General features: G+C 70.0%; 24 protein-coding genes and 1 tRNA gene. 8 read left to right on the forward strand and 17 right to left on the reverse strand.

Annotated features, from left to right (window positions below; translation table 11 throughout):
• The first annotated feature begins 64 nt into the window (after nucleotides 1–64).
• The gene (locus ACFP1Z_RS05305) at nucleotides 65–2,407 is read left to right on the forward strand and encodes a (Fe-S)-binding protein (RefSeq protein WP_390314705.1); all 2,343 of its coding nucleotides are present in this window, start codon (nucleotides 65–67) and stop codon (nucleotides 2,405–2,407) included.
• Between the two features lie 185 nt (nucleotides 2,408–2,592).
• Nucleotides 2,593–3,576 (forward strand): Yip1 family protein, encoded by a 984-nt coding sequence (locus tag ACFP1Z_RS05310; protein WP_390314706.1) that lies wholly within the window; start codon nucleotides 2,593–2,595, stop codon nucleotides 3,574–3,576.
• Between the two features lie 92 nt (nucleotides 3,577–3,668).
• Here the strand turns inward: ACFP1Z_RS05310 and ACFP1Z_RS05315 are convergent, their stop codons facing one another.
• The 3 genes from ACFP1Z_RS05315 to ACFP1Z_RS05325 all read right to left on the reverse strand — a co-directional run bounded on the left by ACFP1Z_RS05315 (nucleotide 3,669) and on the right by ACFP1Z_RS05325 (nucleotide 5,019).
• Entirely contained in the window at nucleotides 3,669–4,166 is a 498-nt protein-coding gene (locus tag ACFP1Z_RS05315; protein WP_390314707.1) for a phosphoribosyltransferase, read from the reverse strand.
• A 29-nt stretch (nucleotides 4,167–4,195) separates the two neighbouring features.
• Nucleotides 4,196–4,771, reverse strand: coding sequence for a dCTP deaminase (gene dcd, locus ACFP1Z_RS05320; protein WP_390314708.1), 576 nt, complete (start codon nucleotides 4,769–4,771; stop codon nucleotides 4,196–4,198).
• An 83-nt stretch (nucleotides 4,772–4,854) separates the two neighbouring features.
• A complete protein-coding gene (locus ACFP1Z_RS05325; protein ID WP_390314709.1) occupies nucleotides 4,855–5,019 on the reverse strand; it encodes a hypothetical protein in 165 nt (54 codons plus the stop codon).
• A gap of 296 nt (nucleotides 5,020–5,315) precedes the next feature.
• Here ACFP1Z_RS05325 and ACFP1Z_RS05330 point away from each other — a divergent pair.
• Nucleotides 5,316–5,386 (forward strand) — tRNA-Gly (locus ACFP1Z_RS05330).
• Between the two features lie 54 nt (nucleotides 5,387–5,440).
• Here the strand turns inward: ACFP1Z_RS05330 and ACFP1Z_RS05335 are convergent.
• The 13 genes from ACFP1Z_RS05335 to ACFP1Z_RS05395 form a co-directional block, all read right to left on the reverse strand.
• Nucleotides 5,441–6,613, reverse strand: coding sequence for a tyrosine-type recombinase/integrase (locus ACFP1Z_RS05335; protein ID WP_390314710.1), 1,173 nt, complete (start codon nucleotides 6,611–6,613; stop codon nucleotides 5,441–5,443).
• Complete coding sequence (locus tag ACFP1Z_RS05340; RefSeq protein ID WP_390315052.1) at nucleotides 6,613–6,825, reverse strand: excisionase family DNA-binding protein; 213 nt, start codon at nucleotides 6,823–6,825, stop codon at nucleotides 6,613–6,615. The genes ACFP1Z_RS05335 and ACFP1Z_RS05340 overlap by 1 nt, the downstream gene beginning before the upstream one ends.
• Before the next feature lie 53 nt (nucleotides 6,826–6,878).
• Nucleotides 6,879–7,895 (reverse strand): AAA family ATPase, encoded by a 1,017-nt coding sequence (locus ACFP1Z_RS05345; protein WP_390314711.1) that lies wholly within the window; start codon nucleotides 7,893–7,895, stop codon nucleotides 6,879–6,881.
• Nucleotides 7,892–8,794 (reverse strand): bifunctional DNA primase/polymerase, encoded by a 903-nt coding sequence (locus ACFP1Z_RS05350; protein WP_390314712.1) that lies wholly within the window; start codon nucleotides 8,792–8,794, stop codon nucleotides 7,892–7,894. The genes ACFP1Z_RS05345 and ACFP1Z_RS05350 overlap by 4 nt, the downstream gene beginning before the upstream one ends.
• A gap of 87 nt (nucleotides 8,795–8,881) precedes the next feature.
• Nucleotides 8,882–9,232, reverse strand: a complete 351-nt coding sequence (locus ACFP1Z_RS05355; protein ID WP_390314713.1) for a hypothetical protein — start codon at nucleotides 9,230–9,232, stop codon at nucleotides 8,882–8,884.
• On the reverse strand, nucleotides 9,232–9,873 hold the full coding sequence (locus ACFP1Z_RS05360; RefSeq protein WP_390314714.1) for a hypothetical protein: 642 nt from the start codon (nucleotides 9,871–9,873) through the stop codon (nucleotides 9,232–9,234). Before ACFP1Z_RS05360 ends, ACFP1Z_RS05355 begins: the two co-directional genes overlap by 1 nt.
• A 93-nt stretch (nucleotides 9,874–9,966) precedes the next feature.
• Complete coding sequence (locus ACFP1Z_RS05365) at nucleotides 9,967–10,212, reverse strand: hypothetical protein (protein ID WP_390314715.1); 246 nt, start codon at nucleotides 10,210–10,212, stop codon at nucleotides 9,967–9,969.
• A 23-nt stretch (nucleotides 10,213–10,235) separates the two neighbouring features.
• The gene (locus ACFP1Z_RS05370) at nucleotides 10,236–10,430 is read right to left on the reverse strand and encodes a hypothetical protein (RefSeq protein WP_390314716.1); all 195 of its coding nucleotides are present in this window, start codon (nucleotides 10,428–10,430) and stop codon (nucleotides 10,236–10,238) included.
• 24 nt (nucleotides 10,431–10,454) lie between these two features.
• A complete protein-coding gene (locus ACFP1Z_RS05375) occupies nucleotides 10,455–10,685 on the reverse strand; it encodes a hypothetical protein (protein WP_390314717.1) in 231 nt (76 codons plus the stop codon).
• 162 nt (nucleotides 10,686–10,847) lie between these two features.
• The gene (locus tag ACFP1Z_RS05380) at nucleotides 10,848–13,019 is read right to left on the reverse strand and encodes a cell division protein FtsK (RefSeq protein ID WP_390314718.1); all 2,172 of its coding nucleotides are present in this window, start codon (nucleotides 13,017–13,019) and stop codon (nucleotides 10,848–10,850) included.
• Nucleotides 13,020–13,117: 98 nt separating this feature from the next.
• Entirely contained in the window at nucleotides 13,118–14,371 is a 1,254-nt protein-coding gene (locus ACFP1Z_RS05385; protein WP_390314719.1) for a hypothetical protein, read from the reverse strand.
• Nucleotides 14,371–14,595: a hypothetical protein gene (locus tag ACFP1Z_RS05390; RefSeq protein ID WP_390314720.1), complete on the reverse strand. Its 225-nt coding sequence runs from the start codon at nucleotides 14,593–14,595 to the stop codon at nucleotides 14,371–14,373. The genes ACFP1Z_RS05385 and ACFP1Z_RS05390 overlap by 1 nt, the downstream gene beginning before the upstream one ends.
• A 90-nt stretch (nucleotides 14,596–14,685) precedes the next feature.
• Nucleotides 14,686–15,060 carry a hypothetical protein gene (locus tag ACFP1Z_RS05395; RefSeq protein ID WP_390314721.1) on the reverse strand — a complete coding sequence of 125 codons (375 nt, stop codon included), beginning with the start codon at nucleotides 15,058–15,060 and terminating at the stop codon, nucleotides 14,686–14,688.
• A gap of 387 nt (nucleotides 15,061–15,447) precedes the next feature.
• Between ACFP1Z_RS05395 and ACFP1Z_RS05400 the strand changes: the two genes are divergently transcribed.
• Nucleotides 15,448–16,236 (forward strand): GntR family transcriptional regulator, encoded by a 789-nt coding sequence (locus ACFP1Z_RS05400; RefSeq protein WP_390314722.1) that lies wholly within the window; start codon nucleotides 15,448–15,450, stop codon nucleotides 16,234–16,236.
• Nucleotides 16,237–16,241: 5 nt separating this feature from the next.
• Nucleotides 16,242–17,003, forward strand: coding sequence for a glycosyltransferase family 2 protein (locus ACFP1Z_RS05405; RefSeq protein WP_390314723.1), 762 nt, complete (start codon nucleotides 16,242–16,244; stop codon nucleotides 17,001–17,003).
• On the opposite strand, the gene ACFP1Z_RS05410 is transcribed toward ACFP1Z_RS05405, so the two are convergent.
• A complete protein-coding gene (locus ACFP1Z_RS05410; protein WP_390314724.1) occupies nucleotides 16,982–17,734 on the reverse strand; it encodes a GntR family transcriptional regulator in 753 nt (250 codons plus the stop codon). The two genes, ACFP1Z_RS05405 and ACFP1Z_RS05410, sit on opposite strands and share 22 nt — an antisense overlap.
• Nucleotides 17,735–17,851: 117 nt before the next feature.
• On the opposite strand from ACFP1Z_RS05410, the gene ACFP1Z_RS05415 reads away from it, so the two are divergent.
• The 3 genes from ACFP1Z_RS05415 to ACFP1Z_RS05425 form a co-directional block, all read left to right on the forward strand.
• Nucleotides 17,852–18,145, forward strand: a complete 294-nt coding sequence (locus tag ACFP1Z_RS05415; RefSeq protein ID WP_390314725.1) for a hypothetical protein — start codon at nucleotides 17,852–17,854, stop codon at nucleotides 18,143–18,145.
• 120 nt (nucleotides 18,146–18,265) lie between these two features.
• Complete coding sequence (locus tag ACFP1Z_RS05420) at nucleotides 18,266–18,451, forward strand: hypothetical protein (protein ID WP_390314726.1); 186 nt, start codon at nucleotides 18,266–18,268, stop codon at nucleotides 18,449–18,451.
• A gap of 66 nt (nucleotides 18,452–18,517) precedes the next feature.
• Nucleotides 18,518–18,755, forward strand: a 238-nt coding sequence (locus ACFP1Z_RS05425; RefSeq protein ID WP_390314727.1) for a winged helix-turn-helix domain-containing protein, incomplete at its 3' end; no start/stop codon positions are given.

Genomic DNA, 18,755 nt, shown 5'->3' on the forward strand with positions numbered 1-18,755 from the left:
TCCGATCGACCCGATCACCCCGATCGATCCCCTGTCGCTCTCGCAGGTTCGAGGAGCTCCTGCCATGCAACTCGCCGCGATCATCGTGTCGCTGGTCCTCATCGCGGTCGGCGTCGCGCTGTTCGGCCGCGCACTTCTGCAGCTCTACCGCTTCATGCGGCTCGGCCAGCCCGTCCCCGCCGGCTCCCGGACCGACGACCCCAAGCAGCGCACGGTCACGGTGGCCAAGGAGTTCCTCGGCCACACCCGGATGAACCGCTGGGGCGTCGTCGGCGTCGCCCACTGGTTCGTGGCGGTGGGCTTCTTCGGTCTGCTGCTGACGATCGTCAACGCCATCGGCCAGCTCTTCAAGGCCGACTGGCTGCTGCCGTTCATCGGCGACTGGCTGCCCTACGAGCTCTACACCGAGTTCCTCGGCGCGACGACGACGCTCGGCATCATCACCCTGATCGCCATCCGGCAGCTGAGCAAGCCGGGCAAGGCGGGCCGCAAGTCCCGCTTCGCGGGCTCCAGTTTCGGCCAGGCCTACTTCGTCGAGGCCGTCATCCTCATCGTCGGCCTGTGCATCATGAACCTGCGCGCGCTGGAGGGCCTCCAGCACGGGACCGACGGCTACGAGGCCGGGTTCTTCGCCTCGTACCCGCTGGTCCTGGCGTACAAGGGGCTGAGCCTGGGCACGCTCCAGAACCTCACCTACCTCTTCGCCGGCATCAAGATCGCGACCTCCTTCATCTGGATGATCACGGTCGCGCTCAAGACCGACATGGGTGTGGCCTGGCACCGCTTCCTGGCCTTCCCCAACATCTGGTTCAAGCGCGAGTCCGACGGCGGCCCGGCCCTCGGCGCGCTCCAGCCGATGACCTCCGGCGGCAAGCCCATCGACTTCGAGGACCCCAAGGACGACGACCAGTTCGGCGTCTCCCAGATCGAGCACTTCTCCTGGAAGGGCCTGCTCGACTTCTCCACCTGCACCGAGTGCGGCCGCTGCCAGTCGCAGTGCCCCGCCTGGAACACCGGCAAGCCGCTCTCCCCGAAGCTGCTCATCATGGCCCTGCGCGACCACGCGCACGCCAAGGCCCCCTACCTGCTGGCCGGCGGCGGCAAGACCGCGGAAGGCGCGGAGAAGGCGACCGAGGAGCAGCTCAAGGACGTCCCGGCGACCGCCCTGGCCGAGGCCGAGCGCCCGCTCGTCGGCACCCAGGAGGAGAACGGCGTCATCGACCCGGACGTCCTGTGGTCCTGCACCACCTGCGGCGCCTGCGTCGAGCAGTGCCCCGTCGACATCGAGCACGTCGACCACATCGTCGACATGCGCCGCTACCAGGTGATGATCGAGAGCGCCTTCCCGTCCGAGGCCGGGACGATGCTCAAGAACCTGGAGAAGAAGGGCAACCCCTGGGGGCTGGCGAAGAAGCAGCGCCTCCAGTGGACGAAGGAAGTCGACTTCGAGGTGCCGGTCGTCGGCAAGGACGTCGAGGACCTCACCGAGGTCGACTACCTGTACTGGGTCGGCTGCGCGGGCGCCCTGGAGGACCGCGCGAAGAAGACCACCAAGGCCTTCGCCGAGCTGCTGCACATCGCGGGCGTGAAGTTCGCGATCATGGGCGGCGAGGAGAACTGCACCGGCGACTCCGCGCGGCGCCTGGGCAACGAGTTCCTCTTCCAGCAGCTCGGCCAGCAGAACGTCGAGATGCTGAACATGGCCTTCGGCGAGACCCCGTCCGACAGCGGCTCCGCCACGGGCGACGAAGGCGTCAAGGTCGAGAAGGCCAAGAAGAAGATCGTCGCGACCTGCCCGCACTGCTTCAACACGATCGCCAACGAGTACCCGCAACTCGGCGGCGAGTACGAGGTCATCCACCACACCCAGCTGCTGCAGCACCTCGTCGACGAGGGCAAGCTCGTCCCCGTCACCCCGGTCGAGGGTCTGATCACCTACCACGACCCCTGCTACCTGGGCCGCCACAACAAGGTCTACACCCCGCCGCGCGAGATCATCGCCAAGGTGCCGGGCCTGCGCAACGAGGAGATGCACCGCCACAAGGAGCGCGGCTTCTGCTGCGGCGCGGGCGGTGCCCGCATGTGGATGGAGGAGCGGATCGGCAAGCGCGTCAACAACGAGCGCGTGGACGAGGCCCTGTCCCTCAACCCGGACATCGTCTCCACCGCGTGCCCGTTCTGCCTCGTGATGCTCACCGACTCCGTCAACGGCAAGAAGAACGAGGGAACGGCCAAGGAGTCCATCCAGGTCGTGGACGTGGCCCAGCTGCTCCTCGACTCGGTCAAGACCCCGGCCGCGCCGGAGAACGACAGCGACGACGACAGCGATCACGACAGCGACAACGACAACGACGGCAACGGTGAGGGCGAGGGCGCGAAGGCCCCGGAGCCGGAGCCCGCGAAGTAGCAGCGACCGCCGCCGCGCGCAGGACGGCCGGTCCCCCCGAAGTGCCGGGGGACCGGCCGTCGTCGTACCGGCGACGGACCCCGGTCCCCGGCTTTCCCCTAGGGGATGTCACAGCTCGGCAGCAAAGGCCACCGGGCGGTCCCCGGCCCGGCTCCGCCCGTTGCGGAGCGGGTACGTTCGAAGACGTGGCTGGATTCAGGATCGGACGCGGACGGGAGTCTCACGACCCCGGCCCCGCGCAGCAAGCACAGCGCCCGGGGCCGTACGAGGGCGGGTACGCGGGCCCCGGCGCCCCGCAGTGGCAGCGCCCCTCCGCGCACGGTGAGCCGGAGTACTTCGGCGAGCCCGCCGGACCGGCGCCGGGCGGCCCGTACCCCGGCCAGGGACAGCCGCACCCGCACGCCCCCCGGGGCGCCTACACCCCGCGGCCGCAGGGCGACGCCCCGGGCCACACCCAGCAGTTCGGCGTCGGCGAGTCACCGGACGCGTACGGCCCGTACGGCACCGGCGGCGGCACGCACGGCGGCCCGGGCCCCGGCCCGTACCCGCCGCGGGATCCGTACGACGACGGCTGGCACGACTCCGGGACCTACCAGGCGGGCGCGCAGCCGCCCGCGCCGCCCGTCGGCCCCCGCCCGCACTGGAAGGAACTGCTGTCGGGCATCGTGCTGCGCCCCAACGCGACCTTCTGGCAGGCACGCGACCACGCGGTGTGGGGGCCCGCCCTGATCGTCACGTTCGTCTACGGGCTGCTCGCGGTCTTCGGCTTCGACAAGGCCCGCTCGGACGTACTGAACGCCACGCTCTCCAACAGCATCCCCTGGGTGCTGATCACCGGCGTGATCGTGGTGGTCTCCGGGCTGATCCTCGGCGCGGTCACCCACACCCTGGCCCGGCAGCTCGGCGGCGACGGCATCTGGCAGCCCACCGTCGGCCTGTCGATGCTCATCATGTCGATCACGGACGCGCCGCGGCTGCTGTTCGCGATGTTCCTGGGCGGCGACAGCGGCTTCGTGCAACTGCTGGGCTGGGCGACCTGGCTCGCGGCGGGCTGGCTGTTCACGTCGATGGTGAGCAAGTCCCACGACCTGCCGTGGCCGAAGGCGCTGGGCGCCTCGTCGATCCAGCTGATCGCCCTGCTGTCGATCATCAAGCTGGGGACGCTGTAGGGGAGTTGGCAGGCGCACGGGGGAAGGGCCCGGGTCGATGTCGACCCGGGCCCTTCCCCATGTCTCACGCGTGTGCGCTCATGCGCGTGCGCTCACGCGTCGAGGACCTGGCCCTCGCGGCGGACGACCGGCGGCTCGACCGACCACGGGAAGTTGATCCAGTCCTCCGTGCGCTTCCACACGTACTCGCACTTCACCAGCGAGTGCGACTTCTCGTAGATCACGGCGGAGCGGACCTCGGCGACGTGGTCGAGGCAGAAGTCGTGCACCAGCTTGAGGGTCTTGCCGGTGTCGGCGACGTCGTCGGCGATCAGGACCTTCTTGTTGGAGAAGTCGATCGCGTTGGGCACCGGGGCCAGCATGACCGGCATCTCCAGGGTCTCCCCGACGCCCGAGTAGAACTCCACGTTGACCAGGTGGATGTTCTTGCAGTCCAGCGCGTACGCCAGACCACCGGCGACGAAGACGCCGCCGCGCGCGATGGAGAGGATGATGTCCGGCTCGTAGCCGTCGTCCGCGATGGTCTGCGCCAGCTCACGGATGGCCTGCCCGAAGACCGGGTAGGTCAGGTTCTCGCGGTTCTCACTCACTTGTTGCTCTTCGCCCTGTCCGTGGTCGCTCAGACCTGCGTGCGATGGAAATTCTGGAAGGAGCGCGAGGGCGTCGGCCCGCGCTGCCCCTGGTAGCGGGAGCCGTGCTTCGCGGACCCGTAGGGGTGCTCCACGGGAGAGCTGAGCCGGAACATGCACAGCTGCCCGATCTTCATCCCCGGCCACAGCTTGATCGGCAGCGTGGCCATGTTCGACAGCTCCAGCGTCACGTGCCCGGAAAAGCCCGGGTCGATGAAGCCGGCCGTCGAGTGCGTCAGCAGGCCGAGCCGGCCGAGGCTGGACTTGCCCTCCAGTCGGGAGGCGATGTCGTCGGGGAGCGTGATCACCTCGTAGGTGGAGGCGAGCACGAACTCCCCCGGGTGCAGGATGAAAGGCTCGTCGCCCTCCGGCTCCACCTCGCGGGTGAGGTCGGCCTGCTCGACTGCGGGGTCGATGTGGGGATACCGGTGGTTCTCGAACACCCGGAAGTAACGGTCGAGCCGTACATCGATGCTGGACGGCTGCACCATCGACTCGTCGTACGGGTCGATCTGCACCCGACCGGATTCGATCTCTTTCCGGATGTCCTTGTCTGAGAGAAGCACGGGTCGAGGATACGCGGAGAAGACGGACAACGCGGGCCCGGTCCGTTTCGGACCGGGCCCGCGTGCTCGTCGACGCTCTATGATCAGCGCTTGCGGAGCGCCACCGGCACGGACTGCCGCAGCCGGGCGCAGCGCGGGCAGCGCAGCAGCCGCCCGGGGCCGATCCGGCCGGGTCCGAGGTTCTGCATCGGGAACGAAGCGGTGCTGAACACGTGCCCCTCGGCACAACGAACGACGGTGCGCTCCATCGAGCTCCCTTTCCCCATGTACGTGAAAGACAAAAGCCACATTAGGGGATGCATGGGACGGACTTGTACGCGGCTCGCACGGGACGTCCCCCGCACCCCCGGACCGGCTCCCGCGACCGTACGGTACGCCCCAACTCCCGCGCGCCACGCCCGCATCCCCACCCCTTCCGCAACCCCTCCCACAACCTCCCCCACGCCGCCCGGCCCACACAGCAAGGCCCCCTGCGACAGATGCGCCGGGGGCCTTCCATGGGGTACAGTGTGCAACGCTGAGGCACTTACAAACGGGCCTCTGCGCGGGCGTAGTTTAATGGTAGAACATGAGCTTCCCAAGCTCAGAGCGCGAGTTCGATTCTCGTCGCCCGCTCTTGACGAAAGGCCCAGGTCGATGACCTGGGCCTTCAGTGTTGTCTGGACCTCTCTACTCGGCGCGTGCCAGATCCGTGCCAGATGGGCTGTCGCGTCGCCCCTCGGCCTTCTGCCGCTCGGCACGCACCCGGGCGTCGATGCCCTCGGCCACCTCCCGCTGACGCTCGTCGTTCGAGTGCTGGTAGATCAGCGCCGCCTTCTCCGACGACTGGCCGGCCCGCACCATCGTGTCCTTGAGGGTGGCCCCCGACTGCGTCGAGAGCGTGTGGCCCGTGTGACGAAGGTCGTAGGGGCGGAAGTTCTCCGGCAGGCCGACCTTCGCCCGAGCCTTGCGCCACTTCCGCCCGAAGGTGGACCTCCGGAACGGCTTGCCCCTCTCCCCCACGAACAGAAGCCCGTCGGGGGCCTTCTCCGCGTACCAGTCGAGATGCCTGCGGAGGTCCTTCTCCATGAACGCAGGCAGCGTGATGAACCTTTTCCCGGCCTCCGACTTCGTGTCACCCGCCACCCGTCGCCCGGTGGTGAGTTCCGGCTCGGCTCGGCGGATCCACACGCCCGGGGCGGGCCACCCCAGAACCACGTCCGGACGCCGCAAGGCCGCTTGTTCTTCAGGCCGTACGGGCCCGTACGCGGCCAGATAGACCATGAGGCGCCATCTGGGGCCCATCGCGTCCGCGATGGCATCGACCTGGGCCACGGACGCCACCGGACGCTCGGGGGCGGATTCCTTGCCTGCCCCCTTGATCCGGCACGGGTTCCGGCGAATCAGCTCGTCATCGACCGCCGTCTCCATGATGGCCTTGAGCAGCCGGTACGCCTTGGCCACGGTCGTCGCGCCGGTGGCCTCCTTGCGCTCCGCCCGCCATGACCTGACGAGTGGTGCGTGAATCTCGTCCAGGTTCATTTCCGCGAAGGCGGGCAGGATATGCAGCCGCAAGAGCCGCTGATACAACTCATTCGTCGTCGGCGCCACGCCCCGTTCTTCCACCCACTTCCCTGCGTATTCCGCGAAGTTGACCGCCCCCGCGTCAGGGTCCGTCCACCTGTTGTGCCGGATTTCGGTTTGCTGTTCCGCCAACCAGTCGTCGGCGTCCGGAAAGGTCTCGAAAGTCCTCGGAGCCGGACGCATGACTCCGTCAGGTCCCGGATAGCGAGCCTGGTAGCGGCCGGACGGCAGCTTCCGGACAGCGCCGAAGGTGCGCCGTTTCCCCTTGTTGTTGGCCATTAGGCAGCCCTCCCGTAGCGGCGCCGGTAACGGCGGTCGGGCTGAACGGTGTTGGCCTCGATGAAGGCCGACAGTGCAGCCTCCGGGATGCGGACGTGGCGGCCGACCTTGACGAACGTCACCCGGCGTTCCGCGACGAGACGGCGGGGGAAGCGCTCGGTCGTCCCCAGCCTCTCGGCAACCTCGGCGATGGACAGGAGACGCCCCGGCATCAGCGCGGTCTCCCGAGTCGTCGGAGCTGTGACGCTGTGACGGCTGTGACGGCTCATGCCTCTCCCCCTTCGTCACCCGGGTCGACGTATCCCCCGGCTTTCCTGATGAGCTGGGCGTCGTTGGCCATGCGGGCGCAGGTCTGGCGGACGAGGGCCGGGTCGAGGCCGGTGTCCTCGGCGATCTGCTTGGGTTTGGCGCCGGGGTGTTCGCGGACGTGGCGCAGGACGGTGGCGCGGGTGTCGCCGATGGTGTGGTCGGCGGCCGGGCCTTCGAGGAGCTGCCAGGCGCCAGCCTCGGGGAAGAAGCGGAGCGCGTACTCGGCCTCGTCGACGTCGCGGCCGGTGACGTGAAGGACGCCGTCGGCCTGGCCGCGGGAGCGCTTGAGGACGAGCGTGGCGTCCGCCGCCCCGGCGAGACCGTTGGTGCCGGAGACCTCGGCGAGGAAGTCGTCCGAGCCTGCCTTGCGGACGTGGTGGACCAGGACCAGTGCGATCCCGTAGTGGTCCGCGATGCGCTTGGCGTGCCCGACGGCCGCATAGTCCGCGTCGTAGGCGGAGGCGCCGGGGGCGGACGGGCCGCGCATCTTGGCGAACACGTCGATCACGACCATGCGCGCGCTGGGGTTGCGCTCGATCCACTGCGCGATGGCCTCTCCCCCGCCTTGCGGCAGCGACGGACACGAGGTCGCCAGCGTGAGCGTGGAGGGGGCCCGGTCCTTGCCGAGGATCTTGCGCATGCGGGTCTGCAGACGGCGCGGGGTGTCCTCAAGTGCCAGGTACAGCACGGGTCCTCCTTCGACCGGCAGGGCGCTCATGGCCCGGCCGCCGGCCGCGACGGAGACCGCCAGGCCGAGGGAGAGCCAGGACTTGCCGACCTTCGGCGGCCCGGCCAGGAGGTTCACGCCTTCGGAGATGATCCCGGGGACCGCCCAGCGCGGCTCGGGGAACTCCACAGCCATCAGCTCCTCCGCCGTCCAAGCGGTGCGGATCTTCTGCTGTGCGGGCTGGAGCGGCCGCGGCTCCACGACGCTGTACAGGTGGGGCGGGCCGGAGTACGAGACGTCGTTCATGCCGCCCTCCGGCCCCGGCCGTTGACGGTGCGCGGTCGCCGGGCGCCCGCGCGCAGGCCGGACGCGATGGTCCGGCGGGCCTCCGGTTCGGCCAGGCCCACGCCGGTGGCGGCTTCGGTGAGCCAGTCCGTCACCTGCGCGGCGTCCAGCTCTCCGCCCGCGACGAGTTGGCCGAGGGCGACGGCGGACCGGTACAGCGCCGTGTTCCGCCCGCCACTCGTGGAGCGCTCTACGCGCCGCAGTTCGGCGGCGACGGCGGCCTTGAGGTACGCGCCGTGCCAGTCCTCGGCGCCGAGCGAGACGGCGACCGGCTGTTGCGGCGGGAGCGGGGCGGGGGTGAGGAGCTTGGTCAGCCAGTCCGGCAGCGGCGCCGGGCGGGCGTCGTACGTGACGGTGTACGGCTTGCCGCCGATCACGCTGCCCGCGCCGACGATGTAGCCGCCGTGCGCACGGGTGTCGATCTTCCAGCCGAGGACGCCCGCCGTGTTCCGCAGCTCCACCCCGGCGGGGGCGGTGAAGTACAGGTGCGTGCCGCCGCTCGGGGTGCGAACGGTGTAGGTCTCGGTGGGGAATTGCTCGCCGTGGCGTTCGGCGAGCAGTGCCAGCATGTCCGCGCCGTCGGTCACGGATGCCGGGGTGCCGGCGGGCGGGGTGTCCTGGTCGTGCTTGGGGACGTCGAGGTCGACGGCCACGAGCCGGGACGGCCCGGTCGCGATGCCGAGGTTGTAGTTCCCGGCCGCCCAGCAGCGCGCGACGCGTGCGGGATCGGTGGTGGCGCGGGACTCCCACGACCGGATGGCGGGGCGCTTGCCGCCCGGCACCAGCGGGAGGACGCGCCAGCCCCGTTCGACGGCCGTAAGTGCGGCCCCGGGCAGCGCGCAGGAGAGGGTTTGGTGCATGCTGAGAGCACCTCCTGTTTCCTGGATGGGATGGGAGGCCGGGGCAGCGGGCTTCCTTGACCCGAATGACCGCTGCCCCGGGCGAAATCAGCTGTGCCGGCCGTGACTCCACGCGAGGTAGGCGCGGCGGACGTAGTCGCGGTAGTCGTCGCCGGTGACCAGCTCGGCGCCCCTGCGGCTCACCGGGCCCTGCTCGGTGTCGAAGTCGACGAGCTGCCGGGCGGCCGCTTCGGCGCACTTGACGGCGTTGTCGAGCACGTAGCCCCCGTCGGGCATGGTGGCTTCCTTGAGCGCGATGCGGTCGAGGAGGGCCGCCTTGCGGAGCCAGAACTCCCTGGTGGGCCGCTTGGTCGAGCCGGCCACCCAGCCGATTTCCCTGATCGTGCTCGGGGCGCCGTCGTAGGCGACAGCGGGGTCTGTGAGGTTGTGCCCGGTCATCACTGCTCCTTACCAAGGTTGTTGTTGAGGAGGAGATGGTGAAGCGCGGCCGTGGCCTGTGCGCCGTAGGCGTGCAGGGTGTCGGCCAGGCCGCTGGCAAGGGTGTCGGCCGTCCTGTGGGTTTCGCGGTCCGCGTAGATGTCCCAGACGGCGGCGCTCCGGGCGAGTTCGGCGGCCCGTTCGCGGGCGATCACGTTGCTGCGCAGGACGGCCAGGCGCGTGCTCCCGGACCAGTCCGTCAGGGCGTCGTCGAGGTCCGGCAGCGGCCCGGCGACGACGTATCCGCCTTCGTGCCAGCCGAGTTCGACCAGCGGCGGCCGCTCGCCCTGCGATACGGCCAGGACGGCGGCGGCCGTGCCGTAGGCGTACGCGCGGGCCGTGTCCTCGTACAGCCCTGCGGCGTCGATCTCGAAGTCCTGACACAGCCGCCAGGTCTCCCACAGCGCGATTTCGTGGGGCGCCATGGCGTCCCCGCCGGAGATGGCCACGTCGCCGGGGAGGTACCGCAGGCGCATCGGCTCGGCGTTCCACAGCAGTGTTTTGGCGGCCTGGCTGACGGCACGGGTTTCGCGGGCGGCCATCGCGAGGGCGGACACGCTCTCCGTGAGGCTGTCGAACCACTCAACGGATGGTTTGTGCATGGGCGTCCTCCATGGATGGAGTACGGGCCGGGCTGTCCGGCCCTCCGCATGACCCCAGCACCGCCACGGGGGTTGGGGCCGCACGGAGAGCCGTCAGCCGATGGCCGTGGCCGCCGCGTCGCTGTCGCCGGCCATCCCGAGGAGGAGGCTGCGCAGGTCGCTGCCGATCACGGCGGTGAGCCGCTGCTCGATCGCCTGCCAGGACACGGGGTCGATGGCCATGAGGGCGGCGACGGCCGCCGGGCCCTTGCCGTGCTCGATGGCGGTCAGGGCGTCGCGCAGTTCGCCCGAGGCCATGAGGGAGATGCGCTGCGGGACGGGCGTGGTCTGCTTCGTCATGAGCTGGATTCCCTTTCCGGGGGCTACTTGTCGATGCTGGGGATCGCGTTGCTGATCGCGGTCATGACCTGGTCGATGGGGGCGGCAGCGCCGGTCCGGCTGAGGTAGTAGCCGAAGAGCGCGGCGACCGTGGCGGCGCCGAAGCCGACGGTCTTCGAGCGCAGGAGCATGGCCAGGAGAAGGCCGAAGAACACGAGGGCGGAGATCGAGAAGGCCATGGCACGGCTCCTTCGGGCAGGGGGTCAGCGGGTGCCTTCGCGGTGCAGGCGGGACGCGGCGTTGTAGAGGCGACGGCCGACGCGCAGCCGCATGCCGTGGCCGCCGCAACGGCGGCACATCCGGCCGCGCTTGAGCCGCCCGGTGCGCGTCTGGTGGACCTTGGCGCCCCAGCCCTTGCACGCGCGGCAGGCTCCGAACGGGCTCGCCGCGCAGAGCACGGCGTAACAGAGAGCGAGGACTATGAGCGCGGGCATAGCGTGCAGCAGGGAGGCCATCGAAACCCCTCTCAGGGCCGGAATCAGGGGTGCGGGGAAAGGGCCCGCTAGACACTAGAAAGCAGGTCAGAGGCCCATGGGGGTGCTAGCGGGGGTGCTAGACCTAGCAGGGGAGGCCGCTAGACCTAGCACCCCCTGCGGCTATGCGGCGTCGGCTTCTCCGTCACGTTCCGCGACCGCCGTGAGGATGTCGGCGCGCCGGATGCCGCGCCGGTTGGCGCCCTTGCCGTCCTCGGTGGTGCCCCACACCTGCACGGTGCGGATGCCGTGCGGCCGCAGCGCGGCCGTGAGTTGGTCCGTGGTCCACTCGCCGTAGACGGACGGGCGGAGCTCGGCGAGCCGGGCGAGAACCGTCTCGTTCCACACCTTGGATTCCGCCGCCGGCACAACCGCAGCAACATCCCGGAGGACGTCGAAGGACGGCTCTTCGGGCTCGGGTTGCTCGCCGAGCGCGTGCCCCGAGAGGGTGCCCGCGGCTTCGCGGAGCTTGTACGTGCGCCGAACGATCAGGTCCGCCGTAGGGGCGTCGACGTACGTGGCGGCCACGATCCTGGCGTCAGCACCCTCACCCACGAAGTAGTGGATGCCCTTGTCCGCCCAGGCGAACATCGTTGCACGGACACCCCGCTTGTACGCGGAGGTGCCCAGCACCATGTCGTTCTCCAGCTGACCCATGACCTTCAGACACCAGCGGTTCGAGGCGTTCGCGCTGATGCCCGTGGGCAGCGACTTGGCGTCCGGGCGCTGTGTGGCCAGCAGGATCGTGATGCCGAGCGCGGGACCGCGCTTGACCAGGTCCGTGCAGATCTCTTCCAGCTCCTTGCCGTGCTCGGGATGCTCGAACCAGACCTGACACTCGTCCGCACCGGCAACGATCGGGTGCAGACCGAGGCTCTTCCTGTTGGCCAGGTCGCTCGTGACCTTGGACTCGGGACAGATGTCCCGGGGAAGGTTGCGAATCACCTTGGCCCGGCGGCGCAGTTCGTCGCGCAATGCACGCAGACGGCGCAGCGCATACAGGATGTCTTCGTCGTCGTCCCCGGCTCGGTAGCTGTGGGCCACACGCTCCAACGGCCCCAGGTCGCCGGTGCCTTTGAGATCGAAGACGTGCAACTCTGCTCGTGGGTCGAGTGACGCCATGAGCAGGAGCAAGCGCAGGAGGAAGGTCTTGCCCATCCGGGGGATCGCGCCGATGACGCCTGAGATGTACATCAGGGTCACCTGCACCCACCTGCCTCGCTGATCCGTGCCGTACGGCGCGGGCTTGAACAAGTCGACCGATCCGGTCTTGAGCAAGGGCCACGCAGGCTTCTTGGCCTTGGCCATGTCGTGGTCTCCCACCCACAGCCTCAGACGTCCTGTGTGCTCGTCCGGCACAGCCTCGGGCCACACAGTGCCGAGTGGCCGCCGAAGGCCGGAGGCGAGCTTGTCCCTCCGGTCGATGACGTCGGTAACCGTGACGCCGTACGGCAAGTTGCCCTCTGCCAGCCACCCCGGGCCGTCCCGGGTGATAGGAGCAGTGAACTCGAAGCCGGGCCCACCCTTGGCCTGCGCCTGATTGATCGCCGGAATACCCAGCGCGCCGAGCGCCCGCAGCACAATGTCACTGGTCAGCTTGGTCGCCTTCGGGACTTCCACCGCCCTGTGGACGACCGGCGCATCGGGCGCCTGACCCAGCCGGCCGAGCGCCAGCGCCACGGCGGAGCCGCACAACACCAGCAACCACTCCGGCGCCAGGACGTAGAGCACGAGCGCCGTCGTGATGCCGACGACGGAGGCCACGACGGCGACGACCGTCCGCCACCGTGCCCGGCGGTCCCTCTGGCGCGAGAGCTTCAGATAGTCGTCAGTGTTGGCCCTGTCGGCGGCCGCCCTCCGGAACGGCTCGCCCTCGGCGTCCGTCACCCACCGCACGGCGCCGCCGACGAACCGGGCGGCTCCGCAAGGAGCTTGCAGGGTGAGCCGCAGGCAGTACCAGGGCGTACGTACCGCGTGGTACGCGGCGACGTGCCACGCGTACGCGGCGAGCCCCTTGCCGGCCGCCGCGGCTTCCTGCCGCGACCGTGCCCACGCCGGGATCACCGGGCGCCTCTTGGCGCCCAACGCCCGGTCGAGCAGCCCGGGACTGGTCGGCCCGCCGGGCCGGTCGACGACGATGACCTCGTCGGGGGCGGCGTCGGCGGCCGCCTTCGGGGAGTCCGGCCCGGAAGCCCGCTCGGCGTCCGGCCGGTGCTTGGTGAGGTCGGTCAACGAGCCGTCGGGCGGCGGGCTTTCGCCCCCAGGAACGTGCTCTTCGTTGGGTTCGTGCTTCACTGACACTTCCTTCCGGCAACGGGAGGGAAGCCGGGCCCGGCCCTACCGGCCAAGGAGCGGCCGGGCCCGGCGTTGGTGAGGGAAGTACGTGCGGTGCGTCAGGGCCGCGCCGGGCCGACTGCTTGCGGCTCCGGCTCGCCGTGACCGTTGATCAGCTGGTTCTGTCCGGGAGTTGGGCGCGGGCCGCGCTCCTCTTCGAGCTTCACGAACTGCCCGTGGACGTAGCTGGGCGCTCGCGTCGCCCGCCTCGCGGTCTCGCGGATACTGAGGCCCTGAACCCAGCCCGTTTCGATGACCGTCTGGGCCTCGGCGGTGCCGAGTTTTCCGGCCCCCTCGGGCGGCTCGTCCGGGGTGGGGTGTTCAGGTGAACAGCGGTCGCTGTTCACCCTGTGACCAGTGACGATGTCGGCGAAGAGCAGCTTCGGACAGTCGCGTTGGCGGATTGCCTCGGTGGCTCGCCGCATCTGCTGCCGCGTCTGAGCGGCCAGCGCGGACGCGACGGGATCGGGCCCAGGACCGGCCCAGGGCGACGGCAGGTCGACCGTGGCCAGGGCCTCGGCGTGGCGTCGCGCCGCGAGCTGATCGAGCAGCTTGCGCCGTTGCTCGTGGTCGGTGCCCACCGAGGCTCGCGCCACCGCCACCGACAGGCGCCGGGCGACCCACCGGCCGTGCCATCTTCCGCGCTGCTCCTGCGACTTGTCGGCGAGCCGCGCGGCCAGGGCGACCGCCCGCGCCGTCGCCCGGTCCCGGGTGATCTGCGCGGCGTCGCGGTCGCGTTCCGCGATGCCGAGGCGGGAGAGCAGCCGCTCTCGCACCTCCCGTCCGACGACGGCGGCCAGGCCGTACGACGCGGCGTCGGGCTTGTTGTGCCGCAGCTCGATGCCCATCGCGAGGTGCCAGAGCACGGCCGCCATGACCGGCCCGACGAGCGCGCGGACGGTGCCGCCGACCGGACCGGACTCGGCGAACGCCGGGATGACCTGCACCCCGGTGACGACCCAGACGAGCACACCCGGCGCTCCGGGCGCCCGGTTGGGTCCGTTGAGGTTCTGCCGCGCCATGAGCGCGAGAGCGAACAGCGTCAGCTCGGCGGCGGCGAACATCCCCGACCGCTCGGCCGTGCTGTCCATGTGCAGGTAGTCGGCGGCGAACCGCCACGACGTGTCGGCGCTGTACGCGGTGCAACCGGCCGCCGCCAGCGCCGCGACGCGGACCGCCGGCGTGCCGAGGGTCGTACTGCGGCAGAGCCTGCGCAGCCCGTACCAGACGAGCCACGCACTCAGCACCACGACCGGGACGACGTACGCGGGCTGTGCGATCCCCGCGGGAAGGGCCGGGAGGAAGGACGCCATCACGCGGCCTTCCTCACCCGGTCCGGCTGCAGCGCGCGGACCTTGCCGTTCAGTACCGCAACGCCGCCGAGCTGAGCCGCGTACACCGCGTTCAGGAACGCGATTTCGTCGGTGTGGCTCTGTTCCCAGAGTTCGATCAGGATGTCGCGGGCCGCCGCCAGGCGGGCCGCGCGCTCCGGGCCGCTCTCGCCGGGAGGCCCGGCGAACAGCTCCTCGAAGTCCATACGTGCCTCTCCAAGTCCTGGATGGGATGGGAGAGTCAGCGGCAGCAGGCTTCCTTGACCCGTCGACCGCCGCCGCTGACCGGCAGGCGCTCAGACGTGGAAGCGCCGGGGCCCCGAGACGCGGAGCCACCACTGGTACTGGACGACCACGGCCGTGTAGCCGCCGAGGCCGGCCAGGATGGCAAGGCCCCAGTCCGCGCCGATGTCGCGAGCGGCCTGCCAGCCGAAGTACGCGGCCAACAGGCCGACGACGAGGGCGAATACGGCGACGACCTTACGGCCGGTGGTGATCGGTTCCACGCGCCGGGCCACGATCGCCACGCCGCGCGGCTCGATGAAGCGCTGGCCCCCGCCGGGGAGACGGACCGCGACGAGCCGGTCCGTGCCGTGGTTGACGACGCCGGTCACGGTGCCCAGTGCCATATCGGTGCGGTCGCGGACGACGTCGCCGACAACGAGCTTCATGTGGGTCCCCCTTGCTCTTGCTGCGAGTAGAGGCAGGAAACGGCGGCGGGCGCGGGCCCGCCCCGGGGTGACGTTCCGGGAGACCGCTCATCAGGAGACGAGTGGTCATCACCTCCGGCGCCACCGCTTCCCATGGCGGCGCCGAAGATCAAAAACACTCGTTCGTCCAGGCACTCTGTGCAGTTCTCAAGCCACGAGCGCTGCCTTCGTACTGGCCCTCTCGGGCGTTCCTCGGGGCGCAGAGCAGAAGTTCATCAGGACGTAACGTCCTGAAGTCCTCCTGATGAATCCGTTGTCGAAGACTATGACGTGCGTCTCGCAGATTCGTCAAGTCCTCCTCAGGAGTTGTATGCTGAGCCCTGTCGGACGACGGGACGGTGAGCACCCATGGCCAAGGTCTACGAACGGATCGCGGACGAACTGAGGCAGTCCATCCGTGCAGGTCAACTGGCTCCCGGCTCGCGCCTGCCCACGGAGACCACACTCGCCGAGCAGTACGGCCGGAGCCTTCCGACCATCCGGGAAGCACTCCGCCTTCTGCGTGACGAGGGCCTGATCGAGAAGCAGCACGGGCGCGGCAACTTCGTCCGCGAGCCCCGCACCCCGGTCCTGCGCACGAACCTCCGGCACCAGTGGGAGAAGGACCGCGTCCGCGAGACGGAAGAACACCGGGCCGCGACCGGCGCCACGGAGCACGACACGGGCCTACAGGTCAACGACCTCGTCTTCCGCGCCTCCTACCAGGAGATCAAGGCGTCCAAGGAACTTGCCGAAGCCCTCGGCGTCGCCGAAGGGGATGCCCTGGTCGAGCGGACGTACCGGACGCGCTACGCCGCCGAACGCGCGCCCTTCGCCCTCGTGACCTCGTACCTCATCCGCGACCTGGTCGCGAAGAACCCGGATCTCCTGGACGAGACCAAGGAGCCGTGGCCGGGCGGTACGCAGAACCAGCTGTACACCGTGGGTATCGAACTCGACCGCATCGAGGAGTGCATCAGCGCCCGTCCGCCGACGCCGGAGGAAGCGGAAGAGCTCGACCTCCCCCCGGGCACTGCGGTGATCGCGCTCCGCAAGACCTCGTACGACACCACCGGCCGAGTCGTCGAGCTCTCCGACGTCACGCTCCCCGGCGACCGCACACAGATAACCTTCACGACTCCCCTCGAAAGGTGGTGAGTGCCGTGCGCCGGCGCATCATCATCGTCACCGCTGTGCACGCACCCTCCGCTCACCACCTCACCGACGCCTACAAGTCGCTCTGCGCGCAGGAGCTCCCGGACGGCTGGGACTGGCACTGGCTCATCCAGGAAGACGGCCAGACCGACGAGGTCGCCCCGCACGTCCCCGACGACGAGCGCATCACCTTCCGTCAGGGGAGGCGTGGCGGCCCCGGCGTCGCCCGCACGATGGCCCTCGCGCACGCAGACGGCGAGTACGTCCGCATCCTCGACGCCGACGACCAGCTCACTCCCGGCGCGCTCGCCCGCGACCTGGCCGTCCTCGAACGCGACCCGGCGATCGGCTGGACGACCTCCCGCGTCCTCGACCTGATGCCGGACGGGTCCCACGTCGGCTTCGACCAGGACCCCGACGAGGGCCCGATCGAGCGCGGCGCCGTGCTGGAACACTGGCGCGCGCACAGCTTCCGCGCCCAGGTCCACCCGGCGACTCTGTGCGTCCGCCGCGATCTGCTGATCGCCCTCGGCGGCTGGATGGCCCTGCCGGCCTCGGAGGACACCGGCCTTCTCCTCGCGCTCGACGCCGTCAGCCGCGGTTACTTCACGCGCGAGGTCGGCCTCCTCTACCGCAAGTGGCCCGGCCAGGCGACCGGCCAGGCCGCGCACATCGACACCGACGAGCGCGACACCCGCATGGCCGTCGTCGAGGCACGGGCGCGGGCACTCGCGTACTACGAGTGGCGCTACCCCTCTGTGGATTCGTAAACGATCTCGCAAAGTGCGGCAGGGACGACGATGTCCGCTGTCTCGACCGCGCGACCGTCACTGCTGTAGTACGTCCGCTGAATGCGCGTGACGGACGCGCCACGCAGTAGGCCGAGGAGGTGCGCCTCCTCGGCGTTCGCGTTCCCGGGATTCGCTCGCTCCACGGCCCGGGTGACCTTGACCCCGGCCTCCGCCATTCGACGGACCACACCTTGCCCCGCGTGCGGGCCGCCTTCGGGAAGCACGACGAGCGAGCCGGACGTCATGCTGTACGGCTCCCAACTCGTTGCCAGGTAGACCGGCTTACTGTCGGCCAGGTACTCGTACGAGGTGCGGACGCAGTAGTCGGCTTCGGTGATCCCCAGTCGCGCCGCGACAGTCGTCGGAGCGGTCAACGGCCCCTCGCTCCGGCTGTCCCACGTGCCCCGCTTGCCGAGCGCCGCCATCTGGGTGCGGAACGACTCCTGTTCGCCGATCTCCCGCGCCAACGGCCGTACCAAGCGGAGGCGTTCGCGCTGCGCAGCGACGTACGTGCCTGACCCTGCGCGCCCTTCGAGCACGCCCTCCGCGATCAGGCGCTCCTGCGCGCGCCGAACGATGGCCTCGGTGCATTCGTACTCCTGCGCCAGCTGAGCGCGGGAGGGAAGCCGGTCACCCGGCGCCCACTCCTGGTCGGAGATGCGCTGCTGGAGCGCTTCGGCGATACGGAGAGAAGGAGGCTGCTCGCGCATATGGAAAATCTAGACCACCTTGCTCTACCCTGACTGTCCGGCATTGCTCCGACAACTGTTTAGAGATCTAGTTGTCTAGCATGCGCCAGTGATCCGACGGCGACGGAGGAACGCGGAGTGCCCTCGCCCGAAGCGCGTGTCGACTGCATCGCCGCACGGCTGTCAGCTGCGGGCTTCGCCCCCCGGCTGAGGGATCACGACGACTACACGCAAGTCGAGGTCGACGTCCCCGACCAGGTTCCCGCCGCCCGCTGGGGCGCGCTCTTAGAAGCGCTGCTTCGGTCGGGGGCGGACTGGTGGGGGCTCGGCAGCACCAGGCACGGCCGGCGCATCGCGTGGGCCGGAGTCAACAAGGACCCCCGCGGCAGCTGCTGCTGCCCGGGGGCATGGCCGTCAGCTGTGAGGAGCTGATCCAGCGTGTTCGCTTATATCCGCCGAGCGGTTACGTGGACAAGGGGGCGCTTCCTGCCGCTCCCTGGGCGCCACCGCCGAGGCAGGTCGACTGAACAGCCGTGTCCCACCCCTCTGTTGATGCCGCCGCCGCGCCCGCCCTGGGCCCGGCCGTACCGACCGGCCGAAGAGCCGCTGTTCGCCGAGGACGTGCAGCTCGTCCGGCCGTACGTGCTGACCGACGCGGAACGCCGCCGACTGCGGGACACCCCTCTCGGCCGCCCGCTGACGAACGTCCCGTGCCGACACCTCGCGGAGGCAGGCTGATGGCGGCCCAGTACCAGCACGTCGCGAACGCCCCTTCGAGTCCGCGTCGCACGCGGCGAGTTCGCAGTGGGCGACCGGCTGCCGGCGGAAACAGATCTGGCCCGGCACTACAGGGTGAGCATGCCCACCATGAGGGCTGCCCTCGCGCTGCTGGAAGCCGAAGGCATCGTGGAGAAGCACCACGGCCGAGGGAACTTCATCCGGCGCCCCGACGAGCGCATCCGGTACGACAACCAGCGGCTCTTCTCGCCTCACCCGGCCCCCGCAGAAGCCGAGTTGCACGTACACGTGAGCGTCCACCGGG

This window comes from Streptomyces gamaensis (assembly GCF_042656465.1).
Lineage (GTDB): Bacteria > Actinomycetota > Actinomycetes > Streptomycetales > Streptomycetaceae > Streptomyces > Streptomyces gamaensis.

Bases quoted from the DNA above. Each gene is read 5' to 3' on its own strand.
- ACFP1Z_RS05305 (WP_390314705.1), top strand. From the start codon at position 65: ATGCAACTCGCCGCGATCATCGTGTCGCTGGTCCTCATCGCGGTCGGC.
- ACFP1Z_RS05325 (WP_390314709.1), bottom strand. From the start codon at position 5,019: ATGGAGCGCACCGTCGTTCGTTGTGCCGAGGGGCACGTGTTCAGCACC.
- ACFP1Z_RS05335 (WP_390314710.1), bottom strand. From the start codon at position 6,613: ATGGCCAACAACAAGGGGAAACGGCGCACCTTCGGCGCTGTCCGGAAG.
- ACFP1Z_RS05340 (WP_390315052.1), bottom strand. From the start codon at position 6,825: ATGCCGGGGCGTCTCCTGTCCATCGCCGAGGTTGCCGAGAGGCTGGGG.
- ACFP1Z_RS05345 (WP_390314711.1), bottom strand. From the start codon at position 7,895: ATGAACGACGTCTCGTACTCCGGCCCGCCCCACCTGTACAGCGTCGTG.
- ACFP1Z_RS05350 (WP_390314712.1), bottom strand. From the start codon at position 8,794: ATGCACCAAACCCTCTCCTGCGCGCTGCCCGGGGCCGCACTTACGGCC.
- ACFP1Z_RS05355 (WP_390314713.1), bottom strand. From the start codon at position 9,232: ATGACCGGGCACAACCTCACAGACCCCGCTGTCGCCTACGACGGCGCC.
- ACFP1Z_RS05360 (WP_390314714.1), bottom strand. From the start codon at position 9,873: ATGCACAAACCATCCGTTGAGTGGTTCGACAGCCTCACGGAGAGCGTG.
- ACFP1Z_RS05365 (WP_390314715.1), bottom strand. From the start codon at position 10,212: ATGACGAAGCAGACCACGCCCGTCCCGCAGCGCATCTCCCTCATGGCC.
- ACFP1Z_RS05370 (WP_390314716.1), bottom strand. From the start codon at position 10,430: ATGGCCTTCTCGATCTCCGCCCTCGTGTTCTTCGGCCTTCTCCTGGCC.
- ACFP1Z_RS05375 (WP_390314717.1), bottom strand. From the start codon at position 10,685: ATGCCCGCGCTCATAGTCCTCGCTCTCTGTTACGCCGTGCTCTGCGCG.
- ACFP1Z_RS05385 (WP_390314719.1), bottom strand. From the start codon at position 14,371: ATGGCGTCCTTCCTCCCGGCCCTTCCCGCGGGGATCGCACAGCCCGCG.
- ACFP1Z_RS05390 (WP_390314720.1), bottom strand. From the start codon at position 14,595: ATGGACTTCGAGGAGCTGTTCGCCGGGCCTCCCGGCGAGAGCGGCCCG.
- ACFP1Z_RS05395 (WP_390314721.1), bottom strand. From the start codon at position 15,060: ATGAAGCTCGTTGTCGGCGACGTCGTCCGCGACCGCACCGATATGGCA.
- ACFP1Z_RS05400 (WP_390314722.1), top strand. From the start codon at position 15,448: ATGGCCAAGGTCTACGAACGGATCGCGGACGAACTGAGGCAGTCCATC.
- ACFP1Z_RS05410 (WP_390314724.1), bottom strand. From the start codon at position 17,734: ATGCGCGAGCAGCCTCCTTCTCTCCGTATCGCCGAAGCGCTCCAGCAG.
- ACFP1Z_RS05420 (WP_390314726.1), top strand. From the start codon at position 18,266: ATGCCGCCGCCGCGCCCGCCCTGGGCCCGGCCGTACCGACCGGCCGAA.